Annotated in this window: 15 protein-coding genes; 7 read left to right on the top strand and 8 right to left on the bottom strand. The window is 55.5% G+C overall.

The genetic code is table 11. The features are described 5' to 3' along the window. From ACNKU7_RS14535 to ACNKU7_RS14520, 4 genes are all read right to left on the bottom strand, one after another. Nucleotides 1–671: IS4 family transposase (locus ACNKU7_RS14535; RefSeq protein WP_418297717.1), on the bottom strand; the 671-nt coding region annotated here is incomplete at its 3' end. 121 nt (nucleotides 672–792) lie between these two features. Beyond that, entirely contained in the window at nucleotides 793–978 is a 186-nt protein-coding gene (locus ACNKU7_RS14530) for a hypothetical protein (RefSeq protein WP_418297716.1), read from the bottom strand. A gap of 92 nt (nucleotides 979–1,070) precedes the next feature. Continuing rightward, nucleotides 1,071–1,622 (bottom strand): cytochrome b, encoded by a 552-nt coding sequence (locus ACNKU7_RS14525; RefSeq protein WP_418297715.1) that lies wholly within the window; start codon nucleotides 1,620–1,622, stop codon nucleotides 1,071–1,073. Beyond that, on the bottom strand, nucleotides 1,622–2,674 hold the full coding sequence (locus ACNKU7_RS14520) for a catalase family peroxidase (RefSeq protein ID WP_418297714.1): 1,053 nt from the start codon (nucleotides 2,672–2,674) through the stop codon (nucleotides 1,622–1,624). The genes ACNKU7_RS14525 and ACNKU7_RS14520 overlap by 1 nt, the downstream gene beginning before the upstream one ends. Nucleotides 2,675–2,762: 88 nt before the next feature. Here ACNKU7_RS14520 and ACNKU7_RS14515 point away from each other — a divergent pair, with 88 nt between their 5' ends. Further along, nucleotides 2,763–3,254, top strand: coding sequence for a MarR family winged helix-turn-helix transcriptional regulator (locus ACNKU7_RS14515; RefSeq protein WP_418297713.1), 492 nt, complete (start codon nucleotides 2,763–2,765; stop codon nucleotides 3,252–3,254). Between the two features lie 11 nt (nucleotides 3,255–3,265). On the opposite strand, the gene ACNKU7_RS14510 is transcribed toward ACNKU7_RS14515, so the two are convergent. Further along, the gene (locus ACNKU7_RS14510) at nucleotides 3,266–4,474 is read right to left on the bottom strand and encodes a BaiN/RdsA family NAD(P)/FAD-dependent oxidoreductase (RefSeq protein WP_418297712.1); all 1,209 of its coding nucleotides are present in this window, start codon (nucleotides 4,472–4,474) and stop codon (nucleotides 3,266–3,268) included. 26 nt (nucleotides 4,475–4,500) lie between these two features. Continuing rightward, nucleotides 4,501–5,070 carry a dCTP deaminase gene (gene dcd, locus ACNKU7_RS14505; RefSeq protein WP_418297711.1) on the bottom strand — a complete coding sequence of 190 codons (570 nt, stop codon included), beginning with the start codon at nucleotides 5,068–5,070 and terminating at the stop codon, nucleotides 4,501–4,503. A gap of 184 nt (nucleotides 5,071–5,254) precedes the next feature. Between dcd and imuA the strand changes: the two genes are divergently transcribed. From imuA to ACNKU7_RS14485, 4 genes are all read left to right on the top strand, one after another. Next, entirely contained in the window at nucleotides 5,255–5,977 is a 723-nt protein-coding gene (imuA, locus tag ACNKU7_RS14500; protein ID WP_418297710.1) for a translesion DNA synthesis-associated protein ImuA, read from the top strand. Nucleotides 5,978–6,003: 26 nt separating this feature from the next. After that, nucleotides 6,004–7,518 carry a Y-family DNA polymerase gene (locus ACNKU7_RS14495; RefSeq protein ID WP_418297709.1) on the top strand — a complete coding sequence of 505 codons (1,515 nt, stop codon included), beginning with the start codon at nucleotides 6,004–6,006 and terminating at the stop codon, nucleotides 7,516–7,518. Then, nucleotides 7,502–7,810 (top strand): GIY-YIG nuclease family protein, encoded by a 309-nt coding sequence (locus ACNKU7_RS14490; protein WP_418297708.1) that lies wholly within the window; start codon nucleotides 7,502–7,504, stop codon nucleotides 7,808–7,810. The genes ACNKU7_RS14495 and ACNKU7_RS14490 overlap by 17 nt, the downstream gene beginning before the upstream one ends. Before the next feature lie 255 nt (nucleotides 7,811–8,065). Beyond that, on the top strand, nucleotides 8,066–11,185 hold the full coding sequence (locus tag ACNKU7_RS14485) for an error-prone DNA polymerase (protein WP_418297720.1): 3,120 nt from the start codon (nucleotides 8,066–8,068) through the stop codon (nucleotides 11,183–11,185). A gap of 15 nt (nucleotides 11,186–11,200) precedes the next feature. Here the strand turns inward: ACNKU7_RS14485 and ACNKU7_RS14480 are convergent, their stop codons facing one another. Both ACNKU7_RS14480 and ACNKU7_RS14475 read right to left on the bottom strand, forming a co-directional pair. Further along, entirely contained in the window at nucleotides 11,201–11,446 is a 246-nt protein-coding gene (locus ACNKU7_RS14480) for a YdcH family protein (RefSeq protein ID WP_418297707.1), read from the bottom strand. A gap of 498 nt (nucleotides 11,447–11,944) precedes the next feature. Beyond that, a complete protein-coding gene (locus ACNKU7_RS14475; RefSeq protein ID WP_418297706.1) occupies nucleotides 11,945–12,439 on the bottom strand; it encodes a pilin in 495 nt (164 codons plus the stop codon). Nucleotides 12,440–12,891: 452 nt separating this feature from the next. On the opposite strand from ACNKU7_RS14475, the gene pilB reads away from it, so the two are divergent. Beyond that, nucleotides 12,892–14,604 (top strand): type IV-A pilus assembly ATPase PilB, encoded by a 1,713-nt coding sequence (gene pilB, locus ACNKU7_RS14470; protein WP_418297705.1) that lies wholly within the window; start codon nucleotides 12,892–12,894, stop codon nucleotides 14,602–14,604. Nucleotides 14,605–14,654: 50 nt separating this feature from the next. Then, on the top strand, nucleotides 14,655–15,869 hold the full coding sequence (locus tag ACNKU7_RS14465; protein WP_418297704.1) for a type II secretion system F family protein: 1,215 nt from the start codon (nucleotides 14,655–14,657) through the stop codon (nucleotides 15,867–15,869). The last annotated feature ends 8 nt before the right edge of the window (nucleotides 15,870–15,877 follow it).

Raw genomic sequence — 15,877 nt, 5'->3', positions numbered from 1 at the left:
TCAAGAACACGGTAGACGGCCTTGGCTCGAAGGCGGGTTACAAAGCTAACCCCTTGTTTTGTAAGGCTTCCAAACCACTGGTAGTCCACGTAGCCCTTATCAAAGGCGACAATGCTGCCTTTGGGGAAAGAGAACTTGCGCCCCTCAACCATGTCATTTTCGTTGCCATCGCTAAGGGCTACAAACTCAGGAACATCCGTCGAGTGATTGAGGCCAACACTGAGTTTTACGTTGGCCGCATCATCGCGATGGGCCGCCCAAGGAAAGAGCTTCAGTGACAAATCCAGGGCACTGGCATCCAGTGAGTAGAGGGGATTTTTGAAGCGAAACTTGTGCTTTCCAGGTTGATTTTTACAGCGTCTCAAGAGCTTGTAGAACAGAGCTTCATATAGCTCAGCTGGCTGCCTTTCATTTAACCGAGCCAGTGTCGTCCGGGCGATAGGTTGGGCCCCCAAGTGATACAGCTTGTGCTGCTGGGCCTCAAGGTTGGATTGGATGTCCCGCAGGCTCTGTCGTCCAGAAAGCTGGGACATTGCCATGCCGACGAATTGGTCCCACCGGCTGGCAGAGCGCAGTTTTTGCCCAACATGATATTGCCTGACCAAGGACTCAAATTCATGTCTCGAAAGGGGTTTGAGTAGTTGGTGAAAAGCGGTGTTATGATGTGACAAAGCCTGAAGCCCTTCTGGTTGTTATGTTTGCTGGCGCTAACATTGTAACCATTTGGGCTTCAGGCTTTTTCAGTTTTCCCAAACTATGGGACAGCAGTGGCAGAAATGCCGGCTTTTTTATTTACAACAATTCTGTCTTGGTTTTCCCGCAACGCTGACAGCGATACTCCGTGACCAGCTTTCCCTGTTTGACATCAAACTTCCGTTCGGTCACCACAACCCACTTGTGGAAACCATCTCGACATAGACTACTGCCTTTGTGCTTCTGCCAGGCGGTTTTTCTCTTGAATGGCAGTACATCTCCCATACGGGGTCTCCATTATATGTGGAAGTCCAAGCAAGCCCGGCGTGAAACAAAGCTTACATTAACCCAGCGAGTATAAATGAACTTTGCTCACATCAACTTTCTCGCTGAAAGAGCATCGTCTGCAACACCCCGTCCCTACGAACCCAACCATGATGAAGCGCGGCAGCAATATGCAATAGCACTAGCCCGATAAGCCCCAACGCGATCAGCCCGTGTAATTCGCGCAATAGACCATAGCTATCAAGGCTTATGGGTAATACCGGCGGCAGGGAAAACAGGCCAAAAAATTCAACAGGCCGGCCCGCCGAATTTTGCATCAGGTAACCACTGATGGGTAGCGCAATCATGGCCGCATACAGCAACAGATGGCTGATCCTGGCAATAAAACGCTGAATACCGGAAAGCTCGGTGGGCAGCTCGGGAGGCCTAACACTTAACCGCACAGCAACTCGAAACAATACCGCAATAAATGCGACAACCCCGAATGATTTGTGCAGCGCCAGCAGGGTGAGCTGCCAGGGTTCCAGGCTGCGCACCATGAGTAAACCGACAAATAGCATGGAAAGTAATAGTGCCGCCATTCCCCAGTGCAGCACCCGGGCACTCAAACTGTAGTATTTGATACTGTTTTCCGGGTAAGGCATCAGCTGTCCTCCTGCGACGCACTTCTCCAGTGCTCTATAGCGCGGCGGCGGTAAGACTCCGCGTAAGCGGCCGAACGCGCGCGCAGGATAGGATCCCCAGTAGCCGCCATTCCCTCTGGCAGAACAAGCGGGTCAAAGCTGATCGCATTACAGCTGCCACTGGTTTGCGGCATCGCATCCGTAATGATCACCTTGCCGGCGACCAGTTGCTGCCGCGTTTCCGGCCAGGGCTGCGAGGGGTCGTTTTCATCATCCTCGGCATCCGCCAAGGTGAACACCAGATCAAACGTTACTGGCCCACGCTCAAGGCGACGAAAAAACTCTTGATGCAGGGCATCCTTCCCGTCTCCAGCGCTGGTCGCCGATTCCTCTTGCCCTGCTTTACCCGGACGTGCCTCCCAGCGGACAGCACGACGCTTTCCCTCACCGTCCACCAAGTAAAACGCATTGATACTGTGATAGGTTTCCGTGGCCAGGCTGCCGCTGGGCCTGTAGTCGGCAGCCCAGGTGGTGAACGCCTTGCTTTCCGGGTGTTCGGCGAAGAATTTCTGTATTTTTTTCGGATCCCGCTTTCCCGTCTTTTCATCCGGTGCCAGGGCGGTCAGCTGCTGGAAGAAATCCTGCGGATTACGCACGGCCATCACCGGAGGCGTATTCATCGCCGTACGCCAGACGTCCCCAGCATCAACGGCAAGGCTCAGAGCCAGGCTGCGCACGGGGGCTTTTAGATCCGGAGCTGTCGGGTCATTGCCGGCCACGGAAAAGCGGCCAATCAGCGGAGTGGTACGCCCCGAGAACACGCTCGCCGTTGTGTAAGGCTGTAACGCGCCATCGGACACAAACGTCCCACTGACACAAAACCCTTTGGCGTGGGCGCGACGAAATCCCGCATGGATCGTTTTGCCCTGCTGCAGATTGACAAACTCTTGTGCCGTAACAACGCTACTGCCAAACCCGCCCGCGGCGTAGATGAACGCTCCCGCCAGTCCTCCCACAACCCCTGCCAGCGGGAGATATCGCTTGGCAAAGTAGACCAGGCCACCCTTGTTCATTGCACCTCCGTAATCACCCAAGAAGTATCTTCAATTCAAGATAAAGGACTGGTATCTTGAATTCAAGATTAATTACCTTTGCGTCGATATGAACAACCTGGATCATATTCAGAAGCTCTGGGCAGAGCAGATGCCAGAACTTAACACCGCGGCAATGGCACTGATAGGCCGCCTGCAGCTTGTGAACAAGCACATGACTCAGGCAATGTCGCAGACGTTCCGCCGTTACGGCCTGACCGACGCCGCCTTCGATGTACTGGCTACGCTGCTACGCAGCGGACCACCACACACACTGACGCCGACACAGTTACTGGAACAGTTACTGGTAACCTCAGGTTCAATGACCAGCCGCCTGAACTCCCTGGAAAAACAGGGTCTAATACGGCGTGAAGTGGGGATTACAGACAAGCGGAGCAGGCAGGTCGCACTGACCAGGAAGGGACACACGCTCATCAGGAAGGTGATGGCACACCACGTGGCCACACAGGATCAACTTCTGAGCGTATTCAACGAAGATGAGAAAGCGCGGTTGGTAGAACTGCTGCAATGTTACCTGACGCGCACCTCGGCCGGTGATTGAGGCGGGGAGCTTTATACTTCAGCTCCCGCTGCATGCGCGGAGGCCCAGGCCCACTGAAAATTGAAACCACCCAGCCAACCGGTGACATCCAGCACCTCGCCGATAAAGTACAGGCCCGGCTGTTTCATACTCTCCATGCTGCGGGAAGACACTTCATTGGTATCCACTCCGCCCAGGGTAACTTCTGCGGTGCGATAGCCTTCCGTGCCTTCCGGTATCACCGACCAGTACTGCAGTTTTTGCCCGGCATCCTGTATGGCCGCGTCGCTGTACTGTTTGAGGGGTTTACTTTCCAGTGCATTTTTCTGCAGGAAAAACTGCACCAGTTTTTTACTCCAGAGCTCGCCCAGTGCGGTATGCAGGTAGCTCTCCGGTTTTTTCCCGCGTTGCTCCCGCAACCATTCAGCCAGATCCATGCCCGGCGCCAGGTCAAACTCGACCTTTTTACCCTCGCGCCAGTAGCTGGAAATCTGTAAAACCGCCGGTCCGGAAAGGCCCTTATGCGTAAACAGCATCTGCTCGTGAAAATGCCCTTGCTCACAGCCGGCATTTACCGCCAGCGAGGTACCGGGCAGTTCTTTCTGCCGTTCCAGCGCGCGCTTGTTCAGGGTAAAGGGCACCAGCGCCGGGCGGGTGGGAATGATGTTGTGGCCGAACTGCCGCGCGATCTCGTAGCCGAAACCGGTGGCACCCATGGTCGGGATCGACAGACCGCCGGTAGCGACCACCAACGATTGACACACGACCTTACCGAGTGAGGTATGCACCTCAAAGCCCTTGCCGGCATTTTCTTCATCGAGCGGTTCGATACGCTGGATTTCACAGCGGGTACGGATCTGGGCCTTGGCCTCGCGGCACTCGCTCAGCAACAGGTCGACAATATCCCGCGACTTGTTGTCGCAGAACAGCTGGCCGAGGGTTTTCTCGTGGTAGGGAATTCCGTGTTTTTCCACCAGGGCGATGAAATCCCACTGGGTATAGCGGGCGAGGGCGGATTTACAGAAATGCGGGTTTTCGCTGTAGAAATTGTCCGGCGCGGTGTACAGGTTGGTGAAGTTGCAGCGGCCGCCACCGGACATCAGGATCTTCTTGCCGACTTTGTTGGCATGGTCCAGCACCAGCACGCTGCGTCCACGCTTGCCCGCCACCGCCGCACACATCAGGCCGGCGGCGCCGGCGCCGATGATCAGCACATCGGCCTGGGCGGGAAAATCAGTCATGGCAAAAAAATTTCAGAATAGAACGATCAGGTCTTGGGCAGGGTCACGCCGCGCTGGCCCTGGTACTTGCCGCCGCGGTCCTTGTAGGACACATCACAGATCTCGTCAGACTCGAAGAACAGCATCTGCGCCACACCTTCATTAGCGTAGATCTTGGCCGGCAGGTTCGTGGTATTGGAAAACTCCAGGGTGACATGCCCTTCCCACTCCGGCTCCAGCGGGGTCACGTTGACGATGATGCCACAGCGGGCATAGGTGGACTTGCCCAGGCAGATGGTCAGTACAGAGCGCGGGATACGGAAATACTCGACCGTACGCGCCAAAGCGAAGGAGTTGGGCGGAATAACGCAGTAATCGCCAGTCACATCCACAAAGCTGTCTTCGTCAAAGGCTTTCGGATCCACAGTCGCCGAATGCACATTGGTGAAGATCTTGAACTCACTGGCACAGCGCACATCGTAACCGTAACTGGATGTGCCGTAGGAAATCAGTCGGTCACCCCCGGCGCCATGGCGCACCTGACCCGGCTCGAATGGCTCGATCATGCCTTCGTTTTCAGCCATACGACGAATCCACTTATCGGATTTGATACTCACCCTGTCCCCTCGCTTGTTCAAAACTGCCGGTCAATAAAGAGGCCGAATCATAGCCGGTTTGCCCTGTGCAAAAAAGTGCCAATGAACCTGGTACGGTCTTGCCGCCCCCGAACAACTACTGTATAAATTGCCAGTAGATACTGTATGGATACCCAGTTAACCACTCCCAGGGAGCAAGCAGACCGTGAACAGTGCCGAAAACTTCATGCAAAACAAGCAGTTAAGTACACAGGCCGGCAGTCAGCCAGCACAGCCTCAGCCCCTGCAACAGCTGCTGACCCGCCCGGATATCTGGCAACTGGCCACCCAGCAGCGCCGCCCCCGCACCGGGATCGAGACCGGTTACCGCGGGCTGGATGCCCTGCTCGCCAGTCGCGGCTGGCCCCGCGGCGCCACCAGTGAACTGTTGGTAGACAAGGCCGGTATCGGTGAAATGTCGCTGCTACTGCCCACCCTCGCGGAGATGACCCGCCAGGGGCGCATGGTGATACTGGTCAACCCGCCCCATATTCCCTACGCACCGGCACTGGTTCAGGCCGGCGTGCAGCTGGAGAAGTTACTCATCGTTCACCCCAGGGGGCAGCGCGACCAGCTTTGGACGGCGGAGCAGTCACTGCAGTCCGGCGCCTGTGGTGCCCTGGTCAGCTGGCAGGGCAACGAGACACCTGCAGACAAAGACCTGCGCCGCCTGCAACTGGCCGCCCGCGAAGGCGACGGCCTGCACTTCCACTTCCGTCCCGGCTCAAGCGCCGCCACCCCTTCTCCCGCAGCTTTGCGCCTGCACCTGCAGGGCGATGGCGAGCAACTGGCAGTGCACCTGCTCAAGCAGCTGAACGGAAAGTCCGGCCAGCGTATTCATCTGGCCCGCCGCGCCGACCTGGTGCGGCGCGACCAGCCACTGCACTAACCCCCCGCTTCAGGAAGGAGTTCCCCATGCTCTGGCTCTGCATACAGTTTCCCAAACTGCCTCTGGAGGCGCTCACCCGCGCGCGCAAGCAGGGCGAAGACACGCCACTGGCGGTGGCAGAGAAGAACCTGATCGTGGAGTCCAACCCCGCCGCCGCGGCGCGCAATGTCACTGCTGGCCTCAGTATCGCCACCGCCTGTGCCTATTGTCCGGCGCTGGAATTACTCGAACGGGATCTGGAGCGGGAAGCCCAGCTGCTGCAACAGCTGGCCCAGTGGGGCTACAGTTTCACCCCGCTGGTTTCCCCCCGGGCCAGTACCGATAGCAACCGGAAAACAGAGCAGGGAGAAAGCAGCCCCGCCTGCCTGTATCTGGAGCTCAGCGGCAGCCTCAAGGCGCGCGGTGGCCTCGCCAACCTGCTGTACCAGCTGCGCAAAGAGCTGCACAAAATGCGCATTCAACATTTTATGGGAATAGGCCACAGCCCCTGCGCCGCGCACCTGCTAAGCCAGCTGCCGGAGCATCGCCAGTGGTTGGCCGAGACCAAAACACCGCCGACCCCACAGCAGTGGCGCCAGTGGATCAGCTTTGCCCCCAGCAAACTGCTCGACTGCAACAACAAAGCCATCGCCAAACTCTATGCCAGTGGGATCAAGCGGGTGAGCCAGCTGCTGGCCATACCCCTGTCGGAAGTCGGCAATCGCTTCGGGCGTAATTTCATCGACTACCTGGCACGCCTCAACGGCACCCGTCCGGATCCGGTACCCACTTACGAGCCGCCACCAGAGTTTCACAGCGAACTCTTTTTCCCCAGCCCGCTGGATAACAGTGAGCAGCTGCTGTTTCCCGCCGGGCGCCTGGTGCGCGAACTCTGCCGGCAACTTCAGCGGCGCCAGCTCTACAGCCAGCAGTTGTCCTGGGTACTGGACTACGGCAGCCGCGGCAAGCAACAGGTCAACGTGGACGTTTCCCGCCCACTGTTCGATCCGCAACGGCTGATTGCCCTCACTAAATTACAGCTGGAGCGGGTAGAGTTGAAAGAACCGGTCCAGACGCTCGCCCTGCGCTGCCACCAGCTGCGGCCACTGGAGGCACAGGCCCTGCGCGAGGATTTTTTCGATGAAGGCAGCAAGCTGCACGAGAGCTACCAGCTGATCGACAAGCTCAAGGCCCGCCTCGGCCACGAAGCGCTCTCGGGTGTGACGCTTAAGGAAAGCTACCTGCCTGAGCAGGCCTGGGCCAGTGCCGACAGCCTTACCCTGCACAGCAAGCCACGCGGCCACCAGCTCCACCCGGTGAATGCACCCCGCCCAAGCTGGCTATTGCCGAGGCCGGAGAGAATCCAGCAGCAGGAACACAAGCTGTTTTACGACGGCGAGCTGCAGTTGCTGCAGGGCCCGGAACGCATCGACGGCTACTGGTGGCAACACCGCCGCCACGCCCGCGACTACTACATTGCCCGCGGCAACCAGGGCAGCCTGTACTGGGTATTCCAGGATCTGACCTCTGAGGACTGGTTTCTGCATGGTGTCTATTCATAACCAAAGGCAACCTTGCGTTTACCTCCTTGCCAGCAAACGCAATGGCACCCTTTACACGGGAGTCACATCCAACCTTGTACAGCGGATCTGGCAGCATAAGGAAGGTGTAGCTGAAGGTTTTACGCAGAGGTACAACGTGAAAATGCTGGTCTGGTATGAATTACACCACACAATGGAAAGTGCCATTCAGAGAGAAAAAGCAATTAAAAAATGGCACAGGGCCTGGAAGCGGGCACTGATCGAAAGTAGTAACTCCAGCTGGAATGACTTGTACTCCGAAATACTCCAGTAACAACAAGCACCCCGTCACCCCGGACTCGATCCGGGATCCAGCAACAGGAACACAACGAAACCACAGCACTCTAACTCTGGATACCGGCCTACGCCGGTATGACGCTAATTGCTCACAATGGTATACCCCAAACCACCAGAGCCCCGTCATCCCGGACTCGATCCGGGATCCAGCAACAGGAGTACAACGAAACCACAGCACTCCATTCCTGGATACCGGCATACGCCGGTATGACGAGTGAACGAAAACACCGGTATGCAGTACGCCGAGCTTTTTTGCCAAAGCAACTTTTCTTTTCTCCAGGGCGCTTCGCACCCACAAGAGCTGGTCGCAACTGCCAGTGAGCTTGGCTACCAAGCCCTTGCGATTACCGACGAGTGCTCCATGGCCGGTGTAGTTCGCGCCTACAGTGAACTGGAAAAGCTCAAAGCCACCGGCAGCCGGCTCAAGCTGATCTGCGGCAGTTTTTTTCGGTTGCAGGAAGACGGCCAGCAGCTGGTCTTATTGGCCCAGCACAAAACGGCTTACAGCGAAATCTGCCAGCTGATATCCCACTCGCGCCTGCGCTGTGAAAAGGGCAGCTACCACACCCGGCTGCAAGATGTGATTCGCTTCTGCACAAGTGCGCTTTGCCTGTGGATACCCGGCGATGAAATTGCCGATATCCCCGCAGCACTTCAGGCGCACTTCCGCTGCAGGCTGTGGATTGCTCTCCGCAACACCATATCTCCCGGGCAAAATCTGCAACACCAGAAACTCCTTGCCCTCGCGCAGAAATATAAACTGCCACTGGTCGCCACCAATGCGGTATTGATGCACAACCGCAGCAGGAAACCCCTGCAGGACGTGCTCAATGCCAACTACCACAACTGCTCACTGGATCAGTTGGGGTACCGCCTGCAGCAAAATGCCGAGCGCTACCTGCGCCCGTTGCGGGAAATGGAAAACCTGTTCCCCAGTGACGCGCTTGAAAACACTGCGGCCATTGCCGGGCAATGCACATTCTGCCTGTCCGAGCTCCGCTACCAGTACCCTTCGGAAGTAATCCCCGCAGACACCTGTGCCAGCGACTACCTGCGCAGTCTGGTGGAGTATGGCCTGAAAACCCGCTGGCCCCAGGGCCCGGAAGAGCACATCCGGCAGCAGATCGAAACCGAACTCGCGCTGATTGCAGAGCTCGCATACGAGCACTATTTCCTCACCATCTACGACATTGTGCAGTTCGCCCGCAGCCAGCACATCCTGTACCAGGGGCGTGGCTCCGCCGCCAATTCTGTGGTGTGTTACTGCCTGTTCATCACCGAGATAGACCCCCACAAAATCGGCCTGCTGTTCGAGCGCTTTATCTCCCGCGAGCGCAATGAGCCCCCGGATATCGACGTGGATTTCGAGCACGAGCGGCGCGAGGAAATCATCCAGTACATCTACCGGAAATACGGCCGCGAGCGCGCCGGCCTCGCCGCCACCAAAATCACCTACCGATTCAAAAGTGCCCTGCGGGATATCGGCAAGGCACTGGGCCTCGGTGCCGCCACCATCGAGCGCCTGCAGGCCGAGCGCACCTGGTGGGACACGCTGGAAGATTTCCCGAAACAGATGGAAAAGGCCGGCATCGACCCGGACAGCACCACCGGCCGAATGCTCCCCACACTGCTGCAACAGATTTACGGCTTTCCCCGGCACCTGTCCCAGCACGTGGGCGGTTTCGTCATTACCGAGCAGCCGCTCAGCAATCTGGTTCCGCTGGAAAACGCCTCAATGGAAGAGCGCACCATCATCCAGTGGGACAAGGAAGATATTGAAGACCTTAAGCTGATGAAGGTGGACATTCTTGCCCTGGGCATGCTCACCGCCCTGCGCAAGTCGCTGACCTATATGGCGCTGTATGGCCGCAAAATGAAACTTCAGGACATCCCGCCAGACGACCCAGCGGTCTATGAAATGATGTGCCGGGCGGATACGGTCGGCGTCTTCCAGATCGAATCCCGCGCCCAGATGAGCATGCTGCCGCGCCTGCAGCCGCGGCGCTTTTATGAGCTGGTGATTGAGATCGCCATCGTCCGCCCCGGGCCGATCCAGGGCGGCATGGTGCATCCCTATCTGCGGCGCAAGCAGAAACTGGAGCCGGTCAACTACCCCCACGAGAACCTGCGCCCGGTGCTGGAACGCACCCTCGGCGTGCCGATTTTTCAGGAGCAGGTGATCAAGCTCTCCATGGTCGCCGCCGGCTTCAGCGGTGGCGAGGCCGATGCCCTGCGCCGCGCCATGGCAAGCTGGGGAAAAAATGGCAACCTGATCCAGTTCCGGGAAAAGCTGATCGCCGGCATGCGCGCCAACGGCTACAGCGATGCCTTCGCGGTACAGCTATTCGAGCAGATGAAGGGGTTTGGTTCCTACGGTTTCCCGGAGTCCCACTCCGCCAGCTTTGCCCTGCTGGCCTACTTCTCCGCCTGGATCAAACACCATCACCCGGCGGCCTTTTACTGCGGGCTGCTCAACAGCCAGCCCATGGGATTTTATGCACCTGCGCAGCTGGTCTACGACGCCCAGCGCCGCAACGTCACGGTACTGCCCATCGATGTGCAGTACAGTCACTGGCACCACAGCCTGGAATTTCCCGCTTCGTCATCCCGGCGAAAGCCGGGATCCAGCGACCTGCACCAGCACGACAACAAAACCAGCGCACCAGCCCTGCGCCTGGGTATGCGCCTGATCAAAGGCCTCAACGAAGACAGTGCAGAAGTAATCACTACCCAGCGTCAGCAGCACCATTTCGAGTCTCTGGAAGACTTCCACCAGCGCGTAACCATCTCTCCCGAACAACGCGCCTACCTGGCCAGCGCCAACAGCTTCCACAGCCTGGCGGAAAACCGCTACCAGAACACCTGGCAAGCCCTGAGCAGCCAATTGGACAGCCTGCCCAGCGAGCACCAGCCCGAGCACACCCTGGAAGACAATACCTACAGCGACTACGCCAGCACCGGCCTCAGCCTACGCGAACACCCCATCGCCCTGCTGCGCAAACAGCACCGGTATCGCAACCTGCTGCGCGCCTGCGATCTAGCAAACGGTAAAGACGGGCAGCAAGTGACAATCCTGGGCCTCACTACCTGCCGCCAGCGCCCCGGCAGCGCCGCCGGCGTCATGTTCCTGACTCTGGAAGATGAAACTGGAGTGGTGAATGTGGTGCTGTGGGAACAGGTGCAACAGCGTCACCGCGCGGAAATCAAAGGCGGGAACATACTGCTGATTGAAGGCCGGCTGCAGGTAAGCACCGAACAGGGTGGCGGGCAATATGCGGTAATCCATCTGGTTGGACAGAAGCTACGCTGCCTGGAGTGGGGCGAGATTCAGGGTGTTCGCAGCTTTCACTGAAGCCGAGCTAACGAACTAGCTGCGATGCTCCTTAGCCTCGCGATAAAGCTGGTCTTTAAGACGGGCCCGCTGGGTTTTCAGTTCTTTAAAGTGGTCGTCATCGGTAGCAACTCCCCGCTCTTCCAGGCCGCGAATCGTCTTGTCGAGCTTGTGGTAATTGTCGTGGTAAGTCTTGTACTGGATGCTGTCCTGGATTAAGTGACGGATGCTGTCGGCGAGATCGGGGAACTCGGTTTCGAGGGTGCGAGAGGTACTAGCCATAAACGGTAACTCCTCATCATAAAACCAACAATCATAATTCTAGTGTCCGCGACACTACTGACCACAAAACTTTGGTGAAAGCTACCCAGCACGGAGTTCGTTTCAATGCTTATTACCGTGCACGCGAACAACTGGTTCAGCGCTTGTCGTCATTCTGAAATAAGGGGATGAATTAGGATCGCAGGATAACAGAACCGAGGATTAGCCGGCTCAAGTTACTTGGATAGAAATGTATGGAAAATAGCGATCAATCATCAGGCAATAGATACTACATCAGAATCTCGAGTGATCGATCTACAAGAATGATATCGCGATCCCAGCTATCAAGACTTAATAACCGAGGAAATATACTTGATGTGGAGCAATTTCATCGCCGGTATTCAAAGCAAGTTAAATACCTCGAGAGCTAAAACCGAACTTTTGCTTACAAAAAAGCCCCGCATATGCGAGGCCTTTTGCTGTGACCGAAAATCACAGAGTATCCTAAGGATTTGGGACTTAGCAGGCTGCCGGAGCAACGCTGTCAGCCTGACGGCAAGAAGCAGGGAAGTATTTACCAATGGTGGCGGGAGCGCTAACACCACATTCCCAAGCAGTGCCGCCAGCACATGCGCGGCCCGTATAGGTAACAGTGCCGGCACCACCAGCAACGCCCAGAGCAGCCCAGTCTGGAGTCAATACGATGGTAGCAATTTGTCCAGCGCCACCCGGTGCAGTGATTGCAATTGGAGTTGTACCATCAATGTACTTGGTTGCCTCAAGAGCAGCGGTGTCAATACCAGAGCCCGTTGCATCACAAGTTGTGATGTCATCTGCAGTGGTCATACACTCGGTCATGCTGTTTTTCATGGCAGACATCTGCACCATGATCTCACTCACTTTCGCGCGAGTGGTGTAATCCTGGTAAGCCGGCAGCGCTACGGCAGCCAGAATACCGATGATCGCAACCACGATCATCAATTCAATAAGAGTAAAACCCTGTTGCTTTTTCATTGTAACCGTCTCCATACAGACTTTTTTGGTTATGAAGTTGAAATCCGGTGAGGAAGTCGCCAATTACAATACAAGCATTTTGCTGACAGGCGCAAGCGCGAAAATTGCCCCCGAATACATTAATGGGAGGATAGTCACCTCTAAACGGCTCTTTTTTTAGCCAAAAAACATAGCTATTGATCAGTACCTAGTCAAAGTGACAGAATTTGTCACCCTACGCCAACTTCAGCCAATGAAGAAATTAACGACAAGTCAATTGAAGCACCCTGACTCGTCCCCGACCACAACAAAGACAGAGCAGGCATCGAACACCCAAGTTCCAGCAACAATTGGCTGGCGCGGTTTAATTCGATATATTGCACAATGGATTTGGCATTAAAAGCGCCTGCATCTGATCGTTTTTCCAGCAAGCCTGTTTTAACTACATAAAAGACAAATAACAGCGGTTCCCTATGAGTAGCACTCCCCTGAGCGGCCTGGCCAAGAGACTAGTGGCCGACAACGCAATCGATGAGGCCACCGCGCTGTCAGCCCTCAAGGCTGCCAAACGGGAGGGACAGAGTTTTGCCCAACATGCCGTAGAGGCCAAGCTGATCAAGAGCCGGGAGATGGCCAATATTGCCGCACAGGCTTTCGGTTCCCCCCTATTTGACCTCAGCAGCTACAACTTCGACCTGCTACCCAGAGATATTGTCGATGAAAAGCTGATCTCCAAGCACTTTGCCCTCCCCTTGTACAAAAGGGGGAATCGCCTGTTCGTTGCCGTAGCCGACCCCACCAACCTGGCTGGGCTTGATGAGATCAATTTCAATACAGGCCTGAACACCGATGCAGTACTAGTAGAAGCCGACAAGCTGGCTAAGGCAATCGAAAGCTACCTTTCCAACAGCGACAATATTGGTGGCGGCCTAGAAGGACTCGATGATGAAGATCTTGACGGGCTCGATGTAGAATCTGGAGACACCAAGGCACAAGATGATAACGAACCGGGCGGCGATGAGGCCCCAGTTGTACGTTTTGTAAACAAAGTCCTGCTAGATGCCATTCGAACAGGGGCATCAGATATCCACTTTGAGCCCTACGAAAAATCCTACAGGGTACGACTACGCACCGACGGCGTACTCCACGAAGTGGCACGCCCTCCAATTCAGTTGGCCACCCGCATTTCAGCGCGCCTGAAAGTAATGTCCAAAATGGATATCTCCGAGCGTCGTGTCCCCCAGGATGGCCGGATCAAAATGAAGCTATCCAAAACCAAGGCCATTGATTTCCGGGTAAACAGCCTGCCAACGCTCTGGGGCGAGAAAATCGTACTGCGAATTCTTGATCCTTCTTCTGCCAAGCTCGGCATTGATGCGCTTGGCTACGAGGAGGATCAGAAGAAAATCTACATGGACGCCCTGGCACAGCCTCAGGGCATGATCCTGGTAACCGGGCCTACGGGTTCAGGCAAAACAGTATCGCTATATACTGGCCTGAATATCCTTAACACTCCTGAGCGCAATATCTCTACTGCTGAAGATCCGGTAGAGATTAACCTCGAGGGTATTAACCAGGTCAACGTATCCAATAAAGTCGGCCTTAACTTTGCCGAAGCATTGCGCTCCTTCCTGCGACAAGACCCGGACATTGTGATGGTCGGGGAAATCCGGGATTTGGAAACGGCGGAAATCGCGATCAAGGCTGCACAAACAGGCCACTTGGTTCTCTCGACCCTGCATACCAATTCCGCACCAGAGACACTGACCCGACTGATGAATATGGGGGTTCCCACTTTCAATATCGCAACCTCTGTCAGCGTTATCATCGCCCAGCGCCTAGCTCGGCGCCTGTGTGGGGAGTGTAAAAAACCGGCACAGCTGCCGGATGAGGTTTTAAAAGAAGAAGGTTTTGATACCGTAACGATCCCCAAAAACGAATGGAAGATCTTCCAGCCTGTTGGTTGCGAGCACTGCTCCAATGGCTACAAAGGGCGCGTGGGCGTGTATGAAGTGGTTCGCATCACTGATGGAATATCGCGAATTATAATGGAAGGCGGAAATTCGATTCAGATCGCCGACCAGGCTCGCAAGGAGGGCTTCAACAACCTGCGTACTTCTGCATTACGGAAAGTCGTTATGGGCGTCACCAGTCTGGAAGAAGCCAACCGGGTTACCAACGACTAATAAATCGGCTGAATAGCCACCCTAAGTACTAATCAGTGGGAAAAATAACCATGGCCAATGCCACCGCCTCAGTTGCCTATATTTACAAAGGCGTTGACTCTAAAGGCAATAAGGTCGAAGGAGAGATCAACGGCAGCAACCCTGCACTGATCAAGGCTCAATTGCGTCGCCAAGGTATCATTGCAAATAAGGTCCAGAAAAAGCCCAAACCATTATTTAGCGGCGGCAAGAAGGTCAAGCCCGGCGACATCGCTCTATTTACCCGCCAAATGGCGACCATGATGAAGGCTGGTGTCCCACTCGTACAAAGCTTTGAAATTGTGGCCGATGGCTTGGATAACCCGGGTTTAAAAGATTTGATTCTTAAAATCCGCGATGAAGTGGCGTCCGGTACCGCTTTTGCTGACGCCCTGCGTAAACACCCCCTGTATTTTGACGACCTTTTCTGCAACCTGGTTGCCTCTGGTGAGCAGTCCGGCGCACTGGAAACGATGCTGGATCGAATTGCGACATACAAAGAAAAAACAGAATCATTAAAAGCCAAAATCAAAAAGGCCATGACCTACCCGATTGCAGTAATCGTGGTAGCTATCGTAGTCACGGCTATTTTGCTGGTAAAAGTCGTGCCACAATTTGCCCAGACTTTTTCCAGTTTCGGCGCTGATCTCCCGGCATTTACTCTTTTTGTGTTGAGTATTTCCGAGTGGATGCAAGAAAACTGGTTTTTTGCGTTCTTGACTCTCATAGTCGGTATTGGCGGAACCCTGGAAGTAAAAAAACGCAACAAAAATGTCGCGAACTTTTTCGACCGTTTGATGCTAAAACTGCCTATTTTTGGCCAGATCACCTATAACTCAATTGCTGCCCGCTTTGCCCGCACACTATCTACCACCTTTGCCGCAGGTGTCCCACTAATTGACGCACTCAAGTCTGTCGCAGGTGCAACAGGCAACGTCGTATACGAAGAAGCCACTCTTAAAGTTCGCGATTCGGTGGCAACGGGCATCCCGCTTAATAGCGCCATGCGCGCATCAGGCCTCTACCCTGTTATGCTGGTGCAGATGACAGCCATCGGTGAAGAGTCCGGAGCATTGGACGATATGCTAGGTAAGGCTGCGGACTTTTATGAAGAGGCAGTCGATAACATGGTGGACAACCTGACCACCCTGATGGAGCCGATGATCATGGCCGTACTGGGTATCCTGGTTGGTGGCTTGATGATTGCCATGTACCTGCCCATCTTCCAGCTCGGCCAGGTTGTGTAAAACTGCAA

Origin of the sequence: Microbulbifer weihaiensis (assembly GCF_048323715.1) — a bacterium.
Taxonomy (GTDB): domain Bacteria; phylum Pseudomonadota; class Gammaproteobacteria; order Pseudomonadales; family Cellvibrionaceae; genus Microbulbifer.
This window is presented reverse-complemented; position numbering and strand designations above follow the sequence as displayed.

Coding starts and splice junctions, on each gene's coding strand:
- ACNKU7_RS14530 (WP_418297716.1), bottom strand. CDS start 978: ATGGGAGATGTACTGCCATTCAAGAGAAAAACCGCCTGGCAGAAGCAC.
- ACNKU7_RS14525 (WP_418297715.1), bottom strand. CDS start 1,622: ATGCCTTACCCGGAAAACAGTATCAAATACTACAGTTTGAGTGCCCGG.
- ACNKU7_RS14520 (WP_418297714.1), bottom strand. CDS start 2,674: ATGAACAAGGGTGGCCTGGTCTACTTTGCCAAGCGATATCTCCCGCTG.
- ACNKU7_RS14515 (WP_418297713.1), top strand. CDS start 2,763: ATGAACAACCTGGATCATATTCAGAAGCTCTGGGCAGAGCAGATGCCA.
- ACNKU7_RS14510 (WP_418297712.1), bottom strand. CDS start 4,474: ATGACTGATTTTCCCGCCCAGGCCGATGTGCTGATCATCGGCGCCGGC.
- ACNKU7_RS14495 (WP_418297709.1), top strand. CDS start 6,004: ATGCTCTGGCTCTGCATACAGTTTCCCAAACTGCCTCTGGAGGCGCTC.
- ACNKU7_RS14490 (WP_418297708.1), top strand. CDS start 7,502: ATGGTGTCTATTCATAACCAAAGGCAACCTTGCGTTTACCTCCTTGCC.
- ACNKU7_RS14485 (WP_418297720.1), top strand. CDS start 8,066: ATGCAGTACGCCGAGCTTTTTTGCCAAAGCAACTTTTCTTTTCTCCAG.
- ACNKU7_RS14480 (WP_418297707.1), bottom strand. CDS start 11,446: ATGGCTAGTACCTCTCGCACCCTCGAAACCGAGTTCCCCGATCTCGCC.
- ACNKU7_RS14475 (WP_418297706.1), bottom strand. CDS start 12,439: ATGAAAAAGCAACAGGGTTTTACTCTTATTGAATTGATGATCGTGGTT.
- pilB (WP_418297705.1), top strand. CDS start 12,892: ATGAGTAGCACTCCCCTGAGCGGCCTGGCCAAGAGACTAGTGGCCGAC.
- ACNKU7_RS14465 (WP_418297704.1), top strand. CDS start 14,655: ATGGCCAATGCCACCGCCTCAGTTGCCTATATTTACAAAGGCGTTGAC.